The organism is Janthinobacterium agaricidamnosum (assembly GCF_003667705.1).
Lineage (GTDB): Bacteria > Pseudomonadota > Gammaproteobacteria > Burkholderiales > Burkholderiaceae_D > Janthinobacterium.
Window position 1 is genome coordinate 1,470,807 of record NZ_CP033019.1, and the last position, 19,148, is coordinate 1,489,954.

At 62.9% G+C, this 19,148-nt stretch carries 20 protein-coding genes; 11 read left to right on the forward strand and 9 right to left on the reverse strand.

What is annotated here, in order from left to right; genetic code table 11:
- Positions 1–72 precede the first annotated feature (72 nt).
- Both D9M09_RS06740 and D9M09_RS06745 read left to right on the forward strand, forming a co-directional pair.
- The gene (locus D9M09_RS06740) at positions 73–1,035 is read left to right on the forward strand and encodes a TerC family protein (protein WP_070224888.1); all 963 of its coding nucleotides are present in this window, start codon (positions 73–75) and stop codon (positions 1,033–1,035) included.
- A 77-nt stretch (positions 1,036–1,112) separates the two neighbouring features.
- Positions 1,113–1,514, forward strand: a complete 402-nt coding sequence (locus D9M09_RS06745) for a TerB family tellurite resistance protein (protein ID WP_121668895.1) — start codon at positions 1,113–1,115, stop codon at positions 1,512–1,514.
- Here the strand turns inward: D9M09_RS06745 and D9M09_RS06750 are convergent, their stop codons facing one another.
- Positions 1,515–1,868 (reverse strand): YnfA family protein, encoded by a 354-nt coding sequence (locus tag D9M09_RS06750; RefSeq protein WP_070312982.1) that lies wholly within the window; start codon positions 1,866–1,868, stop codon positions 1,515–1,517.
- Between the two features lie 90 nt (positions 1,869–1,958).
- On the opposite strand from D9M09_RS06750, the gene D9M09_RS06755 reads away from it, so the two are divergent.
- Positions 1,959–3,227 (forward strand): glycerate kinase type-2 family protein, encoded by a 1,269-nt coding sequence (locus D9M09_RS06755; protein ID WP_121668896.1) that lies wholly within the window; start codon positions 1,959–1,961, stop codon positions 3,225–3,227.
- Here D9M09_RS06755 and D9M09_RS06760 read toward each other — a convergent pair whose 3' ends face one another.
- Positions 3,228–4,244: a zinc-binding alcohol dehydrogenase family protein gene (locus tag D9M09_RS06760; RefSeq protein ID WP_121668897.1), complete on the reverse strand. Its 1,017-nt coding sequence runs from the start codon at positions 4,242–4,244 to the stop codon at positions 3,228–3,230. It lies immediately after the preceding gene.
- 226 nt (positions 4,245–4,470) lie between these two features.
- Here D9M09_RS06760 and D9M09_RS06765 point away from each other — a divergent pair, with 226 nt between their 5' ends.
- Positions 4,471–5,385, forward strand: coding sequence for a LysR family transcriptional regulator (locus tag D9M09_RS06765; protein ID WP_121668898.1), 915 nt, complete (start codon positions 4,471–4,473; stop codon positions 5,383–5,385).
- 44 nt (positions 5,386–5,429) lie between these two features.
- Here the strand turns inward: D9M09_RS06765 and D9M09_RS06770 are convergent, their stop codons facing one another.
- A complete protein-coding gene (locus tag D9M09_RS06770; protein ID WP_121668899.1) occupies positions 5,430–5,807 on the reverse strand; it encodes a c-type cytochrome in 378 nt (125 codons plus the stop codon).
- Positions 5,808–6,057: 250 nt separating this feature from the next.
- Between D9M09_RS06770 and D9M09_RS06775 the strand changes: the two genes are divergently transcribed.
- The 3 genes from D9M09_RS06775 (at position 6,058) to D9M09_RS06785 (ending at position 10,010) form a co-directional block, all read left to right on the forward strand.
- The gene (locus D9M09_RS06775) at positions 6,058–7,605 is read left to right on the forward strand and encodes a DUF1800 domain-containing protein (RefSeq protein ID WP_121668900.1); all 1,548 of its coding nucleotides are present in this window, start codon (positions 6,058–6,060) and stop codon (positions 7,603–7,605) included.
- Between the two features lie 15 nt (positions 7,606–7,620).
- Positions 7,621–8,805, forward strand: a complete 1,185-nt coding sequence (locus D9M09_RS06780) for a DUF1501 domain-containing protein (protein ID WP_121668901.1) — start codon at positions 7,621–7,623, stop codon at positions 8,803–8,805.
- Between the two features lie 92 nt (positions 8,806–8,897).
- Positions 8,898–10,010 carry an AI-2E family transporter gene (locus tag D9M09_RS06785; RefSeq protein ID WP_099409913.1) on the forward strand — a complete coding sequence of 371 codons (1,113 nt, stop codon included), beginning with the start codon at positions 8,898–8,900 and terminating at the stop codon, positions 10,008–10,010.
- Between the two features lie 107 nt (positions 10,011–10,117).
- Here the strand turns inward: D9M09_RS06785 and D9M09_RS06790 are convergent, their stop codons facing one another.
- Positions 10,118–10,342 carry a hypothetical protein gene (locus D9M09_RS06790; RefSeq protein ID WP_010396348.1) on the reverse strand — a complete coding sequence of 75 codons (225 nt, stop codon included), beginning with the start codon at positions 10,340–10,342 and terminating at the stop codon, positions 10,118–10,120.
- A 146-nt stretch (positions 10,343–10,488) separates the two neighbouring features.
- Between D9M09_RS06790 and D9M09_RS06795 the strand changes: the two genes are divergently transcribed.
- The 3 genes from D9M09_RS06795 to D9M09_RS06805 are packed head-to-tail and all read left to right on the forward strand — an operon-like array spanning position 10,489 to position 12,989.
- Positions 10,489–11,241, forward strand: a complete 753-nt coding sequence (locus D9M09_RS06795) for a phosphatase PAP2 family protein (protein WP_346428572.1) — start codon at positions 10,489–10,491, stop codon at positions 11,239–11,241.
- An 11-nt stretch (positions 11,242–11,252) separates the two neighbouring features.
- Positions 11,253–12,161 carry a diacylglycerol/lipid kinase family protein gene (locus D9M09_RS06800; protein WP_121670990.1) on the forward strand — a complete coding sequence of 303 codons (909 nt, stop codon included), beginning with the start codon at positions 11,253–11,255 and terminating at the stop codon, positions 12,159–12,161.
- A 9-nt stretch (positions 12,162–12,170) separates the two neighbouring features.
- Entirely contained in the window at positions 12,171–12,989 is an 819-nt protein-coding gene (locus D9M09_RS06805; RefSeq protein WP_070224898.1) for a metallophosphoesterase family protein, read from the forward strand.
- A gap of 15 nt (positions 12,990–13,004) precedes the next feature.
- Here the strand turns inward: D9M09_RS06805 and D9M09_RS06810 are convergent, their stop codons facing one another.
- From D9M09_RS06810 to D9M09_RS06825, 4 genes are all read right to left on the reverse strand, one after another.
- Positions 13,005–13,295, reverse strand: coding sequence for a type II toxin-antitoxin system RelE/ParE family toxin (locus D9M09_RS06810; protein WP_070291352.1), 291 nt, complete (start codon positions 13,293–13,295; stop codon positions 13,005–13,007).
- Positions 13,288–13,533 carry a type II toxin-antitoxin system ParD family antitoxin gene (locus D9M09_RS06815; protein WP_070224900.1) on the reverse strand — a complete coding sequence of 82 codons (246 nt, stop codon included), beginning with the start codon at positions 13,531–13,533 and terminating at the stop codon, positions 13,288–13,290. The genes D9M09_RS06810 and D9M09_RS06815 overlap by 8 nt, the downstream gene beginning before the upstream one ends.
- A gap of 96 nt (positions 13,534–13,629) precedes the next feature.
- The gene (gene cls, locus D9M09_RS06820; RefSeq protein ID WP_430886687.1) at positions 13,630–15,006 is read right to left on the reverse strand and encodes a cardiolipin synthase; all 1,377 of its coding nucleotides are present in this window, start codon (positions 15,004–15,006) and stop codon (positions 13,630–13,632) included.
- A gap of 11 nt (positions 15,007–15,017) precedes the next feature.
- Positions 15,018–17,129 carry a site-specific recombinase gene (locus tag D9M09_RS06825; RefSeq protein WP_070225020.1) on the reverse strand — a complete coding sequence of 704 codons (2,112 nt, stop codon included), beginning with the start codon at positions 17,127–17,129 and terminating at the stop codon, positions 15,018–15,020.
- Positions 17,130–17,449: 320 nt separating this feature from the next.
- On the opposite strand from D9M09_RS06825, the gene D9M09_RS06830 reads away from it, so the two are divergent.
- Positions 17,450–18,559: a porin gene (locus tag D9M09_RS06830; RefSeq protein ID WP_121668903.1), complete on the forward strand. Its 1,110-nt coding sequence runs from the start codon at positions 17,450–17,452 to the stop codon at positions 18,557–18,559.
- On the opposite strand, the gene D9M09_RS06835 is transcribed toward D9M09_RS06830, so the two are convergent.
- Positions 18,547–19,116, reverse strand: a complete 570-nt coding sequence (locus D9M09_RS06835; protein WP_070291349.1) for a DUF3617 domain-containing protein — start codon at positions 19,114–19,116, stop codon at positions 18,547–18,549. The genes D9M09_RS06830 and D9M09_RS06835 overlap by 13 nt on opposite strands.
- Positions 19,117–19,148: the final 32 nt, after the last annotated feature.

Here is a 19,148-nt window from a genome sequence, read left to right on the forward strand (position 1 = left end):
ATGACTGCTCAATTCATGCAAGGAGAGTGCCATGGGCATCAGGATAGAGACAGACAGTTGCGGAGGCCGCCGATGAACGGCCTGGAGAGTATTGCAACGGCACCCATGTGGGCCGGCTTCATCGTATTCGTCCTGCTGATGCTGGCGCTGGACCTGTTCGTCTTCGGCGGCAACAAGGCGCACAAGGTCAGTGTCAAGGAAGCGGCGACGTGGTCGCTCGTGTGGGTCAGCCTGGCCCTGCTGTTCAACGGCGGCCTGTGGTGGTATCTGAACGGCACGGCCGGACCCGAGATCGCCAACCAGAAGGCGCTGGAGTTTTTCTCCGGCTACCTGATCGAGAAAGCCCTGTCGGTCGATAACGTGTTCGTCTTCCTGCTGATCTTCAGCGCCTTCCAGGTGCCGATCCAGTACCAGCGCCGCGTCTTGATTTACGGCGTGCTGGGCGCGATCGTCATGCGCGCCGTGATGATCATGGCCGGCGCCTGGGTGGTGAGCGAGTTCAGCTGGGTGCTGTACTTGTTCGGCGCCTTCCTGTTGATTACCGGTATGCGCATGCTGGTGGCGGCCGATGCGGAGCCGGACGTGGCGAACAATCCCGTGCTGCGCTTTGCCCGCCGCCACTTGCGGGTGGCGGACGGCGACCACGGCGAGCGTTTCTTCGTGGCCAAGGGCGGTTTGCGCTATGTCACGCCCCTGTTCCTCGTGCTGATCCTGATCGAGGTGACGGACCTGGTGTTCGCGGTCGACTCGATCCCGGCGATCTTCGCCATCACGACGGACCCGTTCATCGTCTTCACGTCGAACCTGTTCGCCATCATGGGCTTGCGCGCCTTGTACTTCCTGCTGGTGGACGTGGCTGACCGCTTCCACATGCTCAAGTATGGCCTGGCGATGGTGCTCGTGTTTATCGGCGCCAAGATGCTGATCATGCCGTGGTACCACGTGCCGGTGGAAGCGTCGCTGCTGGTGGTGGCGGTGCTGATCGTGTCGAGCTGCGTGGCGAGCGTATTCATCACCCGCAGCGACAAGAAATAAACAGAGTAAAACTGCAGTACGGCGCGCCCCGCAAGGCGGTGGCGCGCTTTTTAAACTTACAATGGAAAGTAAAGATTATGCGTACCTATGAAACGAACAGTCCCCAGGCAGCGGGACGTATCCTGGCCCTGATGATGGTGGTCGACGGCAACCTGGCCAGCGCCGAGCTGCAAGCCATGCACCGCAGCAAGATCCTCGAGCATATCGACCTGGCGCCGGCCGCTTTTCAACAGCTGTTGCAAGACCTGTGCGACGACATGCTGACGTCGACCGTGCATGGCGCCGTGCAGCTGGCCCATGGCGTGATCGACAGCCTGCTCGATGAGATCACGGACCCGGATTTGCGCCGCAAGCTGCTGCAAGCCATGTGGAAGATTGCCGACGCGGACGACTGGCTGGCCGATGGCGAAGCCGTGCTGCTGGCCCGCGCCAGCGCGGCCTGGTCGGCGGAAACGAATTTCCGCCAGCACGCGGCGTAATTATGCTGCCTTGTGTCCCATGGCAATCACGGCGGCGCCGGCCAGGGCCAGGCCCACGCCCGTCACATCCGTCCAGGCGGGCGTGACGCCGTCCACCAGCCACAGCCATCCCAGCGCCGTGGCGATGTAGACGGCGCCATACGTGGCGTAGACCCTGCCGCTGGCGGCCGGATGCAGGGTCAGCAGCCACACGAAGACCAGCAGGCTGAGGGCGGCCGGCAACAGCAGCCAGGCGCTGCCCTTGTTGCTCAACCACAGCATGGGCAGGTAGCAGCCCAGCAGTTCGGCCACGGCCGTGACGGTAAACAGCCCGAAAGTGCGGGCAAGACTGGTCCATTCGATGGCGTCGTTCATTGCATTCCTGTTCGTGATCAAGCCGCCATTGTAGTCTCCGGGCAGCGCCGTCCCTGCTATGATCGGCTTCGGATACCCGAGGAGAACACCATGACGACGCCCCCCGCGCCGCGCGCATTGCTGCAAGCCATGTTCCACGCCGCCGTCGAGGCGGCGCAGCCATCGCACTGCATACCGCCCCATCTGCCGCCCGCACCCAAGGGACGCTTGATCGTCATCGGCGCCGGCAAGGCGTCGGCCGCCATGGCGCAAGCCGTGGAGCGGCACTGGCCGGGGCCGCTGTCGGGCCTCGTCGTCACGCGCTACGGCTATGCCGTGCCCTGTGAACGCATCGAGATCGTGGAAGCGTCGCATCCTGTGCCGGATGCGGCCGGCATGGCGGCCGCGCGGCGCATGCTGGACCTGGTGGGCAATCTGCAGGCGGACGACACGGTGCTGTGCCTGATCTCGGGCGGCGGCTCGTCGCTGCTGGCCTTGCCCCTGGACGGCATCACCCTGGAAGACAAGCAAGCGTTGAACCGCGCGCTGCTGGCGTCGGGCGCCACCATCGGCGAAATGAATTGCGTGCGCCGCCATTTGTCCGCCATCAAGGGCGGCCGGCTGGCAGCCGCCTGCCATCCGGCGCAAGTCATCACTCTGGCCATCTCCGACGTGCCTGGCGATAAGCTCGGCGATATCGCGTCCGGCCCCACGGTGGGCGACGCGACGACGTGCGAGGACGCGCTGGCCATCGTGCGCCGCTATGGCATGGACTTGCCGGACAGCATAAGAAAAACGCTGGAAAGCGGGCGCGGCGAATCCGTGAAACCCGGTGACCCGCGCCTGACGCGCACGCGCACGACCCTGGTCGCCACGCCGCAGATGGCGCTCGAGGCGGCGGCCGCCGTGGCGCGCGCGGCCGGCGTCACGCCGTATATATTGGGCGACAGCCTGGAAGGCGAGGCGCGCGACGTGGGCAAAGTCATGGCCGGCATCGCGCTGCAAACGGCGATGCGGGGCCAGCCGTTTCCCGCCCCGTGCGTGCTGCTGTCGGGGGGCGAAACGACGGTCACCGTGCGCGGCAAGGGCCGCGGCGGACGCAACGTGGAATTTTTGCTGGCGCTGGGCATCGCGCTGGACGGACACGAGGGCATCCACGCGCTGGCCGGCGACACGGATGGCGTCGACGGCCAGGAAGACATCGCCGGCGCTTATCTCGCGCCCGACACCCTGCAGCGTGCCTGGGCGCAGGGCATCAAGCCCCGCGATAGCCTCGACAACAACGATGGACACGGCTTCTTCCAGGCGCTGGGAGATAGTGTGATTACGGGCCCGACATTGACGAATGTCAATGATTTTCGGGCCATTTTGATTACCTGATCAGTTAAAACCTTCCAGGACGATTTTTCCCTTCGCCGTATTGCTCTCCAGCAGGGCATGCGCGCGCTTCAAATTTGCCGCGTTGATCGTGCCGAAGCGCTCGGCCACGGTGGTCTTGATGATGCCGGCGTCCACCAGCTGCGCCAGTTCCTCGAGCAAGGCGTGCTGCTGGACCATGTCCGGCGTCTGGAACAGCGAACGGGTAAACATCAGTTCCCAGTGCAAGGACACGCTCTTGCCCTTGAACTTGCGCACGTCGATGTGCTCGGGGTCGTCGATCAGGGCGAACTTGCCTTGCGGCGCGATCAGTTCGACGATCTGCTCGAAATGCTTGTCCGTCTGGTTCAGGCTGATCACGTAATCGACGGGCGGTAAACCCAGGCGCGTGATTTCGGCGGCCAGCGGCAGGCTGTGGTCGATCACGTGGTGGGCGCCCAGTTGCTTGACCCAATCGGCCGTTTCCGCGCGCGAGGCCGTGCCGATGATGGTGACGCCCGTCAACTGCCGCGCCAGTTGCACCAGCACGGAGCCGACGCCGCCCGCTGCGCCGATCACGAGCAGCGACTTGCCGGTCAGGCTCTTGTCGCGGCTGATCTGCAGGCGGTCGAACAGCAATTCCCACGCCGTGATCGCCGTGAGCGGCAGGGCGGCGGCCGGGGCGAAATCGAGGCTGGCCGGCATGTGGCCCACGATGCGCTCGTCGACTAATTGAAATTCGCTGTTGCTGCCGGGGCGGTTGATGGCGCCCGCGTACCAGACTTTATCTCCCACCTGGAACAGGGTGACGTCGGGGCCGACGGCCGTGACGACGCCGGCCGCATCCCAGCCCAGCACTTCGGGCTGGCCGTCTTTCGGCGCGCGGTTCTGGCGCACCTTGGTGTCGACGGGATTGACGGAGACGGCCTTGACGGCGACGAGCAGGTCGCGTCCCGTGGCGGCGGGCACGGGCAGCTCGATGTCGAGCAGGGCGTCGGCATCCGTGATGGGCAGGCTGTGGTGGTAGGCGATGGCTTTCATATTCTTCCTTTGGTAAAACAGTGATGGAGTCGGGTAGGTCGGATTAGCGCGGCTGTACCGCGCGTAATCCGACACCACCATCGGCCACGCCAACAATGTTGTCGGATTACGGTCCTTTGGACCTCATCCGACCTACGCCATACAGGCTTGATGACGTATCATGGCCATTTTCTCGCCAGCGAAAAAGAGGGCGCGTACCGAAACACTTTCAAAGGAATGCTGAAAATTGCTGCGACTCGATGACTTGCAGGTGTTTGTCCGCACGGCTGACCGGGGCAGTTTGTCGGCGGCCGCGCGCGAGATCGGCATCTCGCCCGCGCTGGCCAGCGCCGCCGTCAAGCGCCTGGAAGGGGAATTGGGCTTGCGCCTGCTGGCCCGCACGACCCGCTCGCTGAGCCTGACGCCGGAAGGCACGCAATACCTGGAGCATGCGCGCGAAGCCCTGCGCCTGCTGCGCGCGGGCCACGACGCACTGCTGGCCGGCAAGGACAGTTTCGGCGGAACCTTGAAAATTGCCATGCCTTCCGACCTGGGCCGCAACCTGATGCTGGGCTGGCTGGACGCATTCCAGGCGCGCCATCCGAAACTGCACTACCAGCTCAGCGTCAGCGACCGGGTGGCCGACATGGTGCGTCAGCAAGTCGACATTGCCCTGCGCTATGGCCAGCAGGATGATTCGAGCATGGTCGCCATGCCCATCGCGCCCGCCAACGACCGGGTGCTGGTGGCCTCGCCCGGCTACCTGCGCGAGCATGGCCCCTTGCTGGCGCTGCAAGACTTGTCGCAGCGCAATTGCCTGCGCTTCGCGCTGGAAGACGGCTTGCACGACCGCTGGACCTTTTACCGCTTGCCCCAGCGCGAGCAAGTCACCGTGCAGGTGAGCGGCAACCGCAGCGCCGACGACGCCGACCTCGTGCGCCGCTGGGCCGTGGCGGGCCTGGGCATCGCCTACAAGTCGCGGCTCGACGTGGCTGGCGACCTGGCCACCGGCCGCCTGCAAGCGCTGTTGCCTGACGTGGCGGGCGAGGCGACGCCCCTGCACCTGGTCTGCACGCACCGGGCGCAGGTGACGCCGCTGGTGCTGCAGTTGCGCGACTTCCTGCGGGATCAGTGCGTGGAGTTACTCAAACAGGATAATTGATTTCGGATTATTCCTGCGCGAGGTGTACTCCGCTGATTTCAAGATCAGCGGTTTTTGAAAATCACATCACTCATGTATTGATTCAAATCGCGAAAATCCTTTACCCGCCAGGCGTATGGCGCGATCTTGACGCCATTCTCTTTCAAGGTCTTTGGAATCAAATCGCCATTGGGGCGCAGTATGACCGACGATACGATCACGCCCGGATAATCCTTCAGGCGTTTTTTAAAAGCGGCCGTTGTCAGATCCGGTGTAGGGGGATTGCTTTTATTCGCCAATGGCCCGGTTCCCTTGATCTCTGCTCCGTGGCACACGGCACATCGCTGCACATACAGGGTTTTTCCATTCAGATTCTCGGCGAAGGATAAGGGCGTTTGAATGAACGATAAGATTCCTGATGCGGCGATAAATAATATTTTCATTTATTTTTAATGTGGACGTATTGTATGGATAATGTCTGGTTTAAGAGAAAATACGCAGCTGCCATTGCAGTACGCCATTCTCTCGATAACATTTTATCCGAGATTGTTCATTACTAACGTGCCCGCGCCCGCGCGCGATCGGCTGGCGAACACGCCCGCTTGATTACAACTCGTTGCAAATGGCAATCATGCGCGGGTCAACCTGGGCGTACCCTCAGGCATTCTGGTTGAAACCGCTTGAAAGATTGCCATGAGCCCGAACCGATTATTGCCGACGACCTTGATATCCCTGCTGTTGCTGGCCGGCTGTGCCGCGACGGCGCCGCCGGCCGCGCAGCATGCCGTCGCCGCGCCCGACAATGCCGCGCAAGGCATCGCGATGCTCGAGCGCGTCAGCTGGGGCGTGAACGGCGGCAGCGTGCGCCAGGTGCAAAAGGAAGGCTGGAACGCTTACCTGCAGGCGCAGTTACACCCAGGCAAAACGAGCCTGCCGCCCGCCGTGCAGGCGCAGATCGACGCCATGACCATCAGCCAGGTGCCGCTCGACCAGCTCGTCATGTCCGTGGAGCAAAAGCGCAAGGAGTCGGCCGGCGTCATGGACGACATGGCGAAGCAGCAAGCGCAAAAGGAGTACCAGCAGGAACTGAACCGCCTGGCGCGCGAGGCGGCCACGCGCTCGCTGTTGCTCGACGTGTATTCGCCGAACCAGCTGCAGCAGCAGCTGAGCTGGTTCTGGCTCAACCATTTCAGCGTGCACCAGGGCAAGCACAACTTGCGCGCCATGGTCGGCGATTACGAGGCGAACGCCATCGCGCCGCATGCCCTGGGGAAATTCCGCGACTTGCTGGGCGCGACCGTCCACCACCCGGCCATGCTGCGCTACCTCGATAATGAAGCCAACGCCGTCAAGCGCATCAATGAAAACTATGCGCGCGAGCTGATGGAGCTGCATACCCTGGGCGTGAACGGGGGCTATAGCCAGACCGACGTGCAGGAACTGGCGCGTATCCTCACCGGCGTGGGCGTCAACCTGGGCACGGATATGCCGAAGGTGAAACCGGCGCTGCAATCGCAATACGTGCGCCGGGGCCTGTTCGAATTCAATCCGAACCGCCACGATTACGGCGATAAGCAATTCCTCGGGCAAACGGTGAAGGGGCGGGGACTGGCCGAACTCGATGAAGCGCTGGACCGCCTGAGCCGCAGTCCCGCCACCGCGCGCTTTATCAGCGGCAAGCTGGCCCAGTATTTCGTGGGAGATAACCCTCCAGAAGCGCTGGTGGCGCGCATGGCGGCCACCTTCCAGCACAGCGACGGCATGATCGCCGACGTGCTGCAGACCATGTTCAGCAGCCCCGAGTTCAGGCAGTCGCTGGGCAAGAAATTCAAGGACCCCATGCATTACGTGGTGTCGGCCGTGCGCCTCAGCTATGACGACAAGCCCATCCTCAACGCCGGTCCCATGCTGAGCTGGCTCGCGCGCATGGGACAGCCCCTGTACGGGCGCCAGACGCCGGACGGCTATCCGCTCACGGATGCGTCCTGGGCCAGCCCCGGCCAGATGACGACGCGTTTCGATATCGCCCGCACCATCGGTTCGGGCAGCGCCGGCCTGTTCAAGACGGACGGCCCGCAGCCACAGGAAAAGGTCGCGTTTCCCCAGCTGGCCAGCGCCCTGTACTACCAGTCGCTACAGCCGACCTTGAGTGCCGCCACGCGCCAGGCCTTGGACCAGGCCGCCTCGCCGCAGGAGTGGAATACATTTTTGCTCTCTTCGCCGGAAATGATGCACCGCTAGATTGAAAGGATCGCCATGAACCGTCGTGACTTGTTGAAAGCCCTGGCCGCCGCGCCCCTGTTGTCGCACTCGGGCGGCTTGCTGGCCGCGCCCGCCACGAATGCGAAGCTGCTGTTCGTCTTCCTGCGCGGCGGCTATGACGCGAACAACCTGCTGGTGCCCATCGGCAGCGATTTTTATTATGCATCGCGGCCGAATATCGCCATCGCGAAACCGGGTGCGGACAACGGCGCGCTGGCCTTGAATAGCGATTGGGCCCTGCATCCGGCCTTGCGCGAGACCATCTATCCCATGTTCACGGGCGGCGAGGCGGCCTTCATTCCGTTTGCAGGCACGACGGATTTGACGCGCAGCCATTTCGAGACGCAGGACAGCATCGAACTGGGACAGGAACTGGGCGGGCGCCGCGATTTCCGCTCGGGCTTTTTGAACCGGCTGGCGCAAAGCCTCAATAGCGGCAAGCACGCCATTTCCTTCACGGACCAGCTGCCCCTGATCTTCCAGGGCGGCGTGCAAGTGCCGAACATGGGGCTGCGCTCCGTGGGCAAGTCCGGTATCGATGCGCGTCAAAGCCAGCTCATCGCGGCGATGTACAAGGGCACGCCTCTGCAGCAACCGGTCAGCGCGGGCTTTGCCGTGCGCGAGGACGTGAGCCGGGAATTGACGGGAGAAATGCAGGCGGCCAACCGCAACGCCATCAGTACCAAGGGCTTTGAACTGGAAGCGCAGCGCATCGCGCGCTTGATGAAGGACAAATACAACCTCGGTTTCGTCGACGTGGGCGGCTGGGATACGCACGTGGGGCAGGGCGGCGCGAATGGCTACCTGGCGGGGCGCTTCGACGAACTGGGCCGGGGCCTGGCCGCGTTTTCCCAGGAAATGGGCAGCGAATGGCGCAATACCGTCGTCGTCGTCGTCAGCGAATTTGGCCGCACCTTCCGCGAAAACGGCAACCGCGGCACGGACCATGGCCACGGCAGCGTGTTCTGGGTGCTCGGCGGCGGCATCAAGGGCAAGCAGGTGGCGGGTGAGCAGGTGGCGATTTCGCAGGCGACGCTGTTCCAGAACCGCGACATGCCCGTGCTCAATGAATACCGCGCCGTGCTGGGCGGCTTGCTGCGCCGCACCTTCGGTTTGACGCCGGCGCAACTCGATCATGTGTTTGCCGGCGTCAAGCCGGTGGAGCTGGGCCTCGTATAAATCGCCATGGCTCCGTGTTACGCTACGCCTGCGCAACTGGCGCGTAGCTAAGTCCCGTCGCGCTTCCCGGCGCCGGGCACGAATGGAGTGGTATGACCGATACCCAGCGCGACATCGTCAGCGCAGGCTTTTCCCTGGCCCTGATCGCCGTGACGGCCTTCGTCATGCAGCGTTTCTTTTTGCCGCTCGTATGGGCCGGCATCCTGTGCGTGGCCACCTGGCCCCTGTACCTGCGCGTGCGCGCGGCACTGGGCCAGCGCACCATCATCGCGGCGGCCGTGCTGACCCTGGCGTTCGCCTGCATCTTCATCATCCCCGTGCTGTTCGGCGTGGCGCAGGCGGCGCGCGAAGTGCCCGTGCTGGCCAATTTCGTCGTCCATGCGAATACGGACGGCTTGCCCGTGCCGGACTGGGTGGCGCACATTCCGCTGGCCGGCAGCGCCATCGGCGACTGGTGGCAAGCCACCCTGAGCCAGCCCCACGGCCTCGGCCACTTCTTTGCGGGCAGCGCCGTGGGCGGTTTTCATTCCGCGCGCGACATGCTCAAGGTGCTGGGCGCGGACGTCTTCCACCGCCTGGTCGATTTCGGCCTGGCCTTTCTATGCCTGTTTTTCTTTTACAAGGATGGCGAAGCGCTGACGCGCCAGATCACGGCCGTCGGCAGCCATTTTTTGCGTCCTGAACGCTGGGGCCGCTATGCGCAAAAGATCCCCACGGCCATCCGCGCCACCGTCAATGGCCTGGTGCTCGTGGGCCTGGCCGAAGGCGTGCTGATCGGCTTCGCCTATGCGATTGCCGGCTTGCCGTCGCCGGCCCTGTGGGCGTTCGCCACCGGTATTTTGGCCATCATCCCGTTCGGCGCGCCGCTCGCTTACCTGTGCGCGGCCGCTTTGCTGGTGTTCCAGGGCAATGTGGGCGCCGCCATCGGCGTGGCCGCATGGGGCACCGTGGTGCTGTTCGTGGCCGATCACTTCGTGCGTCCCGGCATGATCGGCAACGCTACCCGCTTGCCTTTCCTGGCCGTGCTGTTCGGCATTTTGGGCGGCGTGGAAACCCTGGGCCTCGTGGGCCTGTTCATCGGCCCCGTCGTGATGGTGCTGTTCGTGACCTTGTGGTACGAGGCGAATGTGTTCGACAAGGCGGCGCCTGTCAAGACAAGCGCGAATACACCTGCCAGCCCGGCCGCACCGGAACGCACGCAGTAATGAGGGGTCGGCCAGCGTTGCCGCTGGCCGGTACTGGCGCGCTCCCGGCGTGGCCGGGCGGAGCAGACTTCAAAACAGAGTGCAAGCACCTTGTTTTAAAGTCATTCTTAATGCGCCTTGGATAAAATGAGGAGCCAACGGCGCATCAGCAGCACTTCAACATAGCCCGGCTCGATGCCCGTACCGCACTCGATCAAGGGATTGACGGTGTAGTAGCGCTTGCGGAAGTCGCGGCAGACGAGGATTTCGCGCTTGCCCATGCGGACGAGGAAAGAGCTTGGGGCGTATTCCAGGCCGAACCGTGAGCCAAAACCGCTATTCAATGTTGCCATGACAATTCCTTTGAGGGAGATGTGTTGAACGAGTCATCAGAATAGCATAACTACTGTATGAATACACAGCCACTGTATGAATAAACAGTATTTTTTGCTGGTGTGGTTTTTTTGATCATCGCCAGGAACAAGAAAGAGAGATCAGTTTGCAAGAGAAAAATGACATGGGCGTGACCATGGGCTGGACCATGAAACTGCGCCGCTTCGTCGAGGCGCGCCTGTCGCCCGAAGGCGAACTGGGCCTGCATATGACGGTCGGCGTGGCCCTGATGCTGGTGGCCATCGTGGTCTTCCACGAGATCTCCGAAGCCGTGATGGGCATGGAGCAGATCACCGTGATCGACTTGCAGGTGGCGCAGTGGTTCAACCGGCATGCCGTGCCGTGGATCACCAGCGTGCTGCTGGTCGTTACGCATATGCATGGCGTGATCGGCGCCATCACCCTGGCCGTCTTGCTGGGCTGGTATCTGCACCGCAAGGGCGCTGACTATTGGCTGTTTACCCTGGTCATCACCATGCCGGGCGTCATGTTTTTGAACCTGCTGTTAAAGTACATTTTTGTGCGCGCGCGGCCCAGCTTTGACGAGCCCATCCTGCAGACGGCCTTGAGCACGTACAGCTTTCCCAGCGGCCATACGGCCACCTCGACAGCCCTGTATGGCTTGCTGGCCGCCTACCTGATTTGCCAGACGGCGCCGGGCGCCTGGGGCAAGCGCATCGGTATCGCGCTGGGCGCATTCCTGATGGCGTCGCTCGTGGGCTTCAGCCGCATTTATTTGGGCGCACATTACCTGAGCGATGTGCTGGCGGCCATGGCGGAAAGCTATGGCTGGCTGGCCATCTGTATCGCCGGCGTGTCGACCCTGCGCCGCCGCCGGCACATCCGGCAAACCACATAAGGGGAACGATCCTGAGCAAAATCGCCGTCATCATCAACGCGGGCGCCGGCTGCGGCTATGCGCGGGACTGGGCGCAGCAGCTCGAAGCGCAATTCCTGGCCGTGGGCCTCGACGCCGCCATCACCCTGGCGCAAAGCGGGGCCGAGATGATCGCCACTGCCGAGCAAGCCCTGCGCGATGGCGCGCCCATCGTCGTGGCCGGCGGCGGCGACGGCACCATCAATGCCGTCGCGTCCGTCGTCGTCGGCAGCGGCACGCCGTTTGGCGTCCTGCCGCTAGGCACCTTGAACCATTTCGCCAAGGATTTGAATATCCCGCTTGACCTCGATGCGGCGATTGCCAACGTGGCGCAGGGCGTGCCGCACCAGGTCGACGTGGGGGAAGTCAATGGCCGCATCTTCCTGAATAATTCCAGCCTGGGCCTGTATCCCGATATCGTGCGCGACCGCGAAAAGCAGCAGCGGCGGCTGGGGCGGGGCAAGTGGCTGGCCTTCAGCTGGGCGCTGGTGGCCGCCTTGCGCCGCTATCCCTTTCTCAGCGTGCAATTGAAACTCAACGACGCCGTGCATGCGCGGCGCACGCCCTTCGTCTTCATCGGCAATAATGAATACCGGATGGAAGGCTTGAATATCGGCGAGCGCGAACGCCTCAACGGTGGCCAGCTGAGCCTGTACGTGGCGCAGCGTCCGGGCCGCCTGGGCCTCGTGCGCCTGGCCCTGCACGCGCTGTTCGGCAAGTTGTCGCAGGCCAAGGATTTCGATGTGCTGACGGCCACCGACCTGGAGATCGCCACGAAACACCGCCGCCTGCGCGTGGCCACCGATGGCGAAGTGACCGTCATGAATACGCCACTGCGCTACCGCATCCGCACGGCCGCGCTCGAAGTGATCGTGCCGGCGTCCGTGCCCGCCGCCAGCTAGGAGAACGCCATGCGTACCATCGTGCATTTATCGGATTTGCATTTCGGCCGGGTCGACGGGGATTTGCTGGCGCCCTTGCGCGCGCTGGTCGAGCGCCTGGAACCGGATGTGGTGGTGGTCTCGGGCGACCTCACCCAGCGGGCCCGCAGCGCCCAGTTCCAGGCGGCGCGGCACTTTCTCGACAGCTTGCCGGGGCCGCAGATCGTGGTGCCGGGCAACCATGACGTGCCGCTGTATAACGTCTTTTCCCGCTTCCTGACGCCGCTGGTGAAGTACCGGCGCCACGTGACGGACGATTTGTCGCCCGAATATGTGGACGAGGAAATTGCCGTGCTGGGTATCAACACGGCCCGTTCATTGACGTTCAAGGATGGCCGCATCAGCCACGAGCAGATCGATTTCCTGCGTGAACGCCTGGGCCGCTTGCCGCCCGGTTTGACGCGCATCATCGTCACGCACCATCCATTCGACTTGCCCGAGCACTTCGATGAAGACGATCTGGTGGACCGCGCGCCGCAGGCGCTGCAAATGTTTTCCGAATGCGGCGTGGATTTATTGCTGGCGGGACACTTGCATGCCAGCGTGGCGGGCAACACGGCCGAGCGCTACAAGATCGCCGGCTACGCGGCCCTGATGGTGCAGGCGGGCACGGCCACGTCCACGCGGGGCAGGGGCGAGTCGAACTCGTTCAATGTGCTGCGCGTGGAAAACAGCTGCATCCGGGTCGAGCGCTACAGCTGGAATGAAGATAGCGCCGAGTTTGAAAAGGTCAGTACGGAAGCGTTCGAACGCCAGGGCGGCGTGTGGGCCAGCTTACGGCCGCTGTGATCGGTGATGTTTTAATTACAGATGGCGTGCCGCATCCATGCGGTCATGCAAAATGCGGACGATGGCAATGCCATAGTGAGTGATGCGGAAATAAATCATGTGCCGTCCCACTTTGCGGCGCCGGTAGCCGGGCCGAATCTGCTCGCATGCCGGTGCCGTCTCGGGTGCGCGTGCCAGGTCATCGAAGGCCGCCGTCATGTTGTCAAGATAAAGACTGGCCTGCTGCACGTTCCAGCGCTGCGACGTATACGCCCAGATCGCCTCAAGATCATGCTCGGCGGCGGGCGTCAGCCGGTATTCAGCCATGCGCTGCCAGCATTCTCTGCTTGAAAGCCCTGGCGTCGAAAGGCTGGGGTTCACCGCTGGCCTCGCCTTCCACCAGCGCCGCGCGGATCGCATCGAGTTCGGCGCTGCGTTCCTGTTCACGCCGGATCAGGTCGCGGATGTATTCGCTGTCGTTCGTATAGCGCCCGGCGTCAATTTGCGCCTTGATCCAGTCGTCCTGCTGGTCCGTCAAGGTAATGGTCTTGCGCACGGTTCCCATGATGGTTCACTCCAGATATGAGCAGTACGACGATCGTCATACTATTGGTGCAATATAGTGCATATTTGTGCAAATATTCAGTCGCCTGATCGGTGCTTATAACCAGTAATTCATGAAACGGGCCGCCCATTCCTTCATGCGGTCGGAGATGGGCCGGGTTTCCCATTTCGCCTTGGTGATCTCTTCCGAGTCGCGCAAGTCTTCCTGGAAGGCGTTTTCCATTTCCCTGCCGAAGCTGTCGCCCAGCACGATCACGTTCAGCTCGCTGTTGTGCAGGAAGCTGCGCATGTCGATGTTGGTCGAGCCCACCGTCGACCAGGCGCCGTCGATGACGGCCGTCTTGGCGTGCAGCACGGCCAGTTTCAAGTGAAAAATGCGGATGCCGCCGGCCAGCAGCTGGTCGTACAGTGCGTGTCCCGCATGGAACACGAGGCCGCTGTCGGACACGCCGGGCAGCACCACGGTGACGTCCACGCCCCGTTTGGCGGCCGCGACCAGCGCGTCGACCGTCTGCTGGTCGGGCACGAAATAGGCGGACGTGATGTGGATCGATTTCTTTGCTTCCTGGATGGCCAGGATGTAGGCCTTGTAGATTTCAAAGCCGCCTTCCGGCTCGCTGGCCACCACGCGCACCAGCTTGTCGCCCACTTCGGACAGCACGGGGAAATAATTGGCGTCAGGCAAGTCTGCCTGGTCTTGCTGGGCCCAGGTGCGGATGAACAGCCACTGGAAGGCGGCCACGGCCGGGCCTTCCACTTTCACGTGCGTGTCGCGCCAGCCCACGTCCTTCTTGTCGGTGGGCTTCGATTTCGAGCGGAACAGCGAGCTTTTCGCATAGGTATCGCTGATATTGATGCCGCCCGTAAACGCTGTCTTGCCGTCGACGATCAGCACCTTGCGGTGATCGCGGTTGTTGATCTTCCAGTCGTCGCCCTTGAGCTTGGCCGGATTGACGGGGTTGAAGGCCACCAGGTGCACGCCGGCCGCGCGCATGCGCTCAAAAAACGCTTGCGGCACGCCGATGGTGCCCACGCTGTCGTAGATGACGTTGACCGTCACGCCCGATTGCTGCTTTTCGATCAGCATGTCGGCGAACTTCAGGCCCAGCGGGTCCTGGTCGAAGATGTACGTTTCCAGGTTGATGCTGGTCTTGGCGTCGCTGATGGCCTGGAACATGGCGGCCATGGTTTGCGGGCCGTCAAACAGCAGGGTTACCTTGTTGCCCTTGATCAGAGGCACGCCCGTGGCCGCCTCTTCCAGCGCGGCCTGGGTCTTCAAGTCCATGCCGGACTTGGCCCAGCGCTTGTTGAGCAGGGCGGCCCGGCTGTTGACGTTCAGCACGGCGCCCTTGCCCGTGATCACCTTGGGCTTGGCCACGGGTTCCAGGGTGGTGTTGAGGTTCTTGACATTGGGCAGCGAAGCGCATGCAGCCAGGGTCCAGCACAGCAGGAGGGCGGTGAGACAGGGTTGCATGCGCCTAGCGGTCATTTTTGAGCCTTGTTTGTCAGTGACAGGTTTGCCGTATCATCGGCCAGTGCCAGGGGCGGCGGGTTTTTCGAACCAAAGAAGAAGACGATGGGCGAGCGCAGGAAACGCTTGCCCAGGATTTTCAACAATTGCATGCCGTGCTTGAAGCGCACCTGGCGCGAACGCAGCGCCACCCACAGGGCCAGGCCGAAGCTGACCAGCAGGTTGGCCGTGCCGATGGCGAAGATGCCCGACAGCGACTTGACGGCCAGTTGCCAGCTCATATTGTGGTCGAGTCCCACCAGGGCCGTTGCAAAGTTGGCGGCCGAGAAGGTGATGTGGCGGATATCGATGGGCAAGCCGATCAAAAAGCCGAGGGTGCCGATGGAGCCCAGCAAAATACCGAAATAGAAGTTACCCATCAGGCCGCCCAGGTTGTTTTCCAGGTACAGGCCCAGCCGCTGCAAGCGCTCCTGGCCGATCACCCGGCCCAGGCCGCGCAATTGCGCGATGCGCTGCGCCCAGCGCGTGTACAGCGCCTGGTTATCGTAGTAGCCGGAAATCAGGCCGGCCACGAACAGGCACACGCCGGCGATCATGGCGTAAAAGATGGCGGGGCTGCCGATGGGATCGATATCGTGCAGCAGATGCATGGCTTTTTCCGGCGACACCAGGTTGTGCCCGGTGATCGCCTTGTAGCCGAGCGCGATCAGCCACGCCGTGGGGATGGCCGTCGCCAGGTTGCCCAGCACGGCCATGTTTTGCGTGCGGAAGACCTTGTTGATCAGTTCCGCCATGCTGTCGAGGTCGATATTCCGGCCATCCTTGCTGTGCAGGCCGGCGGCGATGCGCGAGGCCGTCATGGCCGGCTGCTTGGTGGCCACCGTGAAGTGCAGCAAGTGGATGAACATGAAGCCGATCGAGTAATTCATGCTGAACATGAACGCTTCGACCAGCGGCGCCGAGCGCAAATACGACATCAATATCTTGAACAGGGCCATGAAGCCGATGATCACGCCCGCGCCTGCGGACGAGAGGAACATGGCACCCATTTCGCGGCGGTTTTCCGCGATGTAGTGCTCGCCCGTGCGGCTGGCGTTTTCCGTCACATTGCGCGCCAGCAAGTTGATATTGTCGGAAAACAGGTCGCTGACCTTGTATTTGTGGTTATGCGCGCGTATCAGTTCCAGCGCCAGCCCCACGGCGCCCGCGCGGCGGCGGCTGACGGGCTGCGGGTGCAGCAAGTCCTGCGTGGCGTCGACCGTGATGGCGTCAATGTCCACGTTGTTTGAAGCGGGCAGCTCGCCGCTCGTGTCGACGAGGAACAGCAGCTTGCGCAGGCGGTCGATGCTCTGCGCCAGCGCCACCAGTAAATACGTGAGGGGAATGCTGGTGCCCTGGTACAGCGCCTTCTTGCGGATCTTGGCGATGACGGCGTCGCACTGGTCCAGCATCACCAGCAAATGGCGCGCGTCCTCGATGTGCTCGATGTCGCCTTGCAGCAGGCTCGAATAGGCATCCAGGTAGGCGTTCACTTCCGTGTTCTGCACCATGAACGGCGACTGGAACACTTCGATTTCATTGTGGAAACGCGTCAGTTCCGGCTCCAGGCCCATGGCGCAGACGCGGTAAGACAAGGTGCGGATGGCGTCTAGCATCCCTGGCAACATGATATTGCCGTCGCCGACGGCCAGTTCGACCTCGTCGCTGGTGAGCACGTCGAACAGTTCCAGCCAGTCCGTGGCAGGCACGTTGCTGATCCACAAATAATCGGTCTTCAGGTACAGCACCTGATCGAGCGCGTCGTTCAGGTATTCATCGCCAAGGGCGGGCGGCAGCATGCGGTAGGCGATGCGGCGTTTTAATTCTGTAAAGAAGCCGCTGTTCGACAGCACGCCGATATCCGTGTACAGGCTGGCGTGGCGGCGCGCGGCCAGCACGCGCAGCACGTATTCGTGCAGGGCGCGCGCCTGGGCGGGATTACCTTTGAGAAGCTGGCGCAGGGTGCGCACGTTGGCGATCGCGGTAGCGCTGTCGTGGGGGCGCTTGGGACGCAATGAGTTGAATAATTCCACCAGCAAGTCGATATTGCTGGAGTTGGGGTCAATGCGTTCGAGGATAGCTAGCATGCAGAAAAAACGGGCGAGCCGCTGTCGGTAAAACCAGTAGTGTACCGCCTGCGTCAGATCGCGCAACGTTCGCCACCGAACATTGCTTTACGGCAGGGGCTGCAATTCACGCCATTTTGCCGCAAATTGCCACAATCATGGTCAAACTTGCGTGTTGTCAGTGTGCGACGTGTTTCTTGGGACTAAGCTGAAGTTTCTGTTGTACAACGCACGGATGGCTGGACAAAAAGCGAGGATAAGGTAACACTTGGATCAGACACACAGCGCATGTCCTGATCAATACCGGGTAGTTTACTTTTCACGTCACCGAGATATTTATCATGAAGACCTCGTATTTTGCGCTTGCTGTGATAGGGATGGGGCCTTTCGCGCTGGGCGCGACGGCCCAGGCTGCCGATGGCGCGGGCAGTGCCGCATCCACCAACGTTGCCGTGTACGGCGTGCTCGACGCGGGCATCGTGGCCGAGCAGGGCTGCGCCGCCGGTTGCGCCGGCACCAAGGTGTCCGGCGGCGTCGCCTCCGGCTCGCGCCTGGGCGTGCAGGGGCGCGAAGCGCTGGGCAACGACGTTTCCGCCGTGTTTACCCTGGAAGCGGGCGTCCAGAACGACACGGGCCAGTCGGAAGATGGCCGCCTGTTCGGCCGGCAAGCCTACGTGGGCCTGGACAGCCGCCTGGGCGCGCTGACCCTGGGGCGCCAGTACAACCTGCAATACCTGGCGCTCACCGACGTGGCCGACCCGTTCAAGGGCGGCATGGCCGGCAGCGCCAGCAACCTGGCCGGCTACAGCGTGAAACGCTACGACAATACCGTCAAATACGTGACGCCCGCCTTGCGCGGCGTGACGGCCAGCGCCATCTACAGCTTCGGCGAGTCGCCGTACAGCAGCGCCAACAACCGCGCATATGGCGCCACCCTCGGCTATTCGTCCGGCGCCGTGAATGTCAGCGTGTCGCACCAGCGCAAGAACAACTTCATCCTCGCCTCCGGCACCTTGCCCGCCATCGACATGTCGTCGCGCAACACCCTGATCGCGGCGAACATCGACCTGAAAGTGGCCACCGCCTTTGCCGCCGTGGGCGTGAACAAGGGCTATGGCAGCTCGCCGTGGGACCCGAACAATGCCTACAGCTCGCTGGCCCTGTCGATGTCGTCGTCCGACAGCCGCGACACCTTGCTGGGCGTGTCCGTGCCCGTGGGCGGTTTCAAGCTGCTGGCCTCGTACGTGCGCAAGGATGACCGCGACCTGGCCAACCGCGACGCCAATCAGGTGGCCGTCGGCCTCACGTATTCCCTGTCAAAACGCAGCGATTTCTACGCGTCCTACGCGAAGATCCACAACAAGAACGGCGCCCGCTACACGGTGGGCAATGCCAGCGATGCGGGGCGCGGCGACGCGGCTTTTAATATGGGCTTCCGTCACGGTTTCTGAGCGGCGGCGGATGGGGCAGGGCACGTTGCTCCCAGCCACTTGCCGTTGCTCGTCACATTCACCTGTTCCGGCGTGCCGCGCGCGCTCGTCGTCACGGCCAGCTGCATGCTGAACGCCTGGTCGCCCGAGAACAGCACCTGGCCTTCGCCGCTCGATTTCGGATTCGCGCACGTGAACGACACCTGCATGCCGCCCGCGATGTCCTTGTTCTTCGAGGTGCAATCGCCGGGCTGGCCCGTGGGAATCTGCTTGCGCGCCGCCATGTCCGGCGTCACGCACGCCGTCACGCGCACGGCGCCGTCGGCGCCCACGGTGGGCATGGCCATGCCGCGGCTGGCCGCCATGCTTTCCAGCTGCTTGCGTTGATCGGGAGGAAGGTTGCCCAGCTGCTGCAGCACCATGGACATGGCATTGTCGGTGGCGGCGTCGGGCGACGCCATCTTGCTGTCGACTTGCCACAGGCCAGGCTTGATGGTGGCCGATGGCGCGGCGGCCATGGCTTGGCTGCCGAAGGCGGCGCAAGCGAGCAGGGTCAGGCGTAGCAAAGAATGTTTCATGTGGGCGTCTCCAGAAAAGGCAGACCCCAGCA

What these genes read in the sequence shown, in the direction of transcription:
- cls (WP_430886687.1), bottom strand. Translation starts at nt 15,006, where the DNA reads ATGCAACCCTGTCTCACCGCCCTCCTGCTGTGCTGGACCCTGGCTGCA.
- D9M09_RS06815 (WP_070224900.1), bottom strand. Translation starts at nt 13,533, where the DNA reads ATGGGAACCGTGCGCAAGACCATTACCTTGACGGACCAGCAGGACGAC.
- D9M09_RS06780 (WP_121668901.1), top strand. Translation starts at nt 7,621, where the DNA reads ATGAACCGTCGTGACTTGTTGAAAGCCCTGGCCGCCGCGCCCCTGTTG.
- D9M09_RS06805 (WP_070224898.1), top strand. Translation starts at nt 12,171, where the DNA reads ATGCGTACCATCGTGCATTTATCGGATTTGCATTTCGGCCGGGTCGAC.
- D9M09_RS06745 (WP_121668895.1), top strand. Translation starts at nt 1,113, where the DNA reads ATGCGTACCTATGAAACGAACAGTCCCCAGGCAGCGGGACGTATCCTG.
- D9M09_RS06750 (WP_070312982.1), bottom strand. Translation starts at nt 1,868, where the DNA reads ATGAACGACGCCATCGAATGGACCAGTCTTGCCCGCACTTTCGGGCTG.
- D9M09_RS06760 (WP_121668897.1), bottom strand. Translation starts at nt 4,244, where the DNA reads ATGAAAGCCATCGCCTACCACCACAGCCTGCCCATCACGGATGCCGAC.
- D9M09_RS06835 (WP_070291349.1), bottom strand. Translation starts at nt 19,116, where the DNA reads ATGAAACATTCTTTGCTACGCCTGACCCTGCTCGCTTGCGCCGCCTTC.
- D9M09_RS06790 (WP_010396348.1), bottom strand. Translation starts at nt 10,342, where the DNA reads ATGGCAACATTGAATAGCGGTTTTGGCTCACGGTTCGGCCTGGAATAC.
- D9M09_RS06755 (WP_121668896.1), top strand. Translation starts at nt 1,959, where the DNA reads ATGACGACGCCCCCCGCGCCGCGCGCATTGCTGCAAGCCATGTTCCAC.
- D9M09_RS06830 (WP_121668903.1), top strand. Translation starts at nt 17,450, where the DNA reads ATGAAGACCTCGTATTTTGCGCTTGCTGTGATAGGGATGGGGCCTTTC.
- D9M09_RS06740 (WP_070224888.1), top strand. Translation starts at nt 73, where the DNA reads ATGAACGGCCTGGAGAGTATTGCAACGGCACCCATGTGGGCCGGCTTC.
- D9M09_RS06810 (WP_070291352.1), bottom strand. Translation starts at nt 13,295, where the DNA reads ATGGCTGAATACCGGCTGACGCCCGCCGCCGAGCATGATCTTGAGGCG.
- D9M09_RS06775 (WP_121668900.1), top strand. Translation starts at nt 6,058, where the DNA reads ATGAGCCCGAACCGATTATTGCCGACGACCTTGATATCCCTGCTGTTG.
- D9M09_RS06825 (WP_070225020.1), bottom strand. Translation starts at nt 17,129, where the DNA reads ATGCTAGCTATCCTCGAACGCATTGACCCCAACTCCAGCAATATCGAC.
- D9M09_RS06770 (WP_121668899.1), bottom strand. Translation starts at nt 5,807, where the DNA reads ATGAAAATATTATTTATCGCCGCATCAGGAATCTTATCGTTCATTCAA.
- D9M09_RS06785 (WP_099409913.1), top strand. Translation starts at nt 8,898, where the DNA reads ATGACCGATACCCAGCGCGACATCGTCAGCGCAGGCTTTTCCCTGGCC.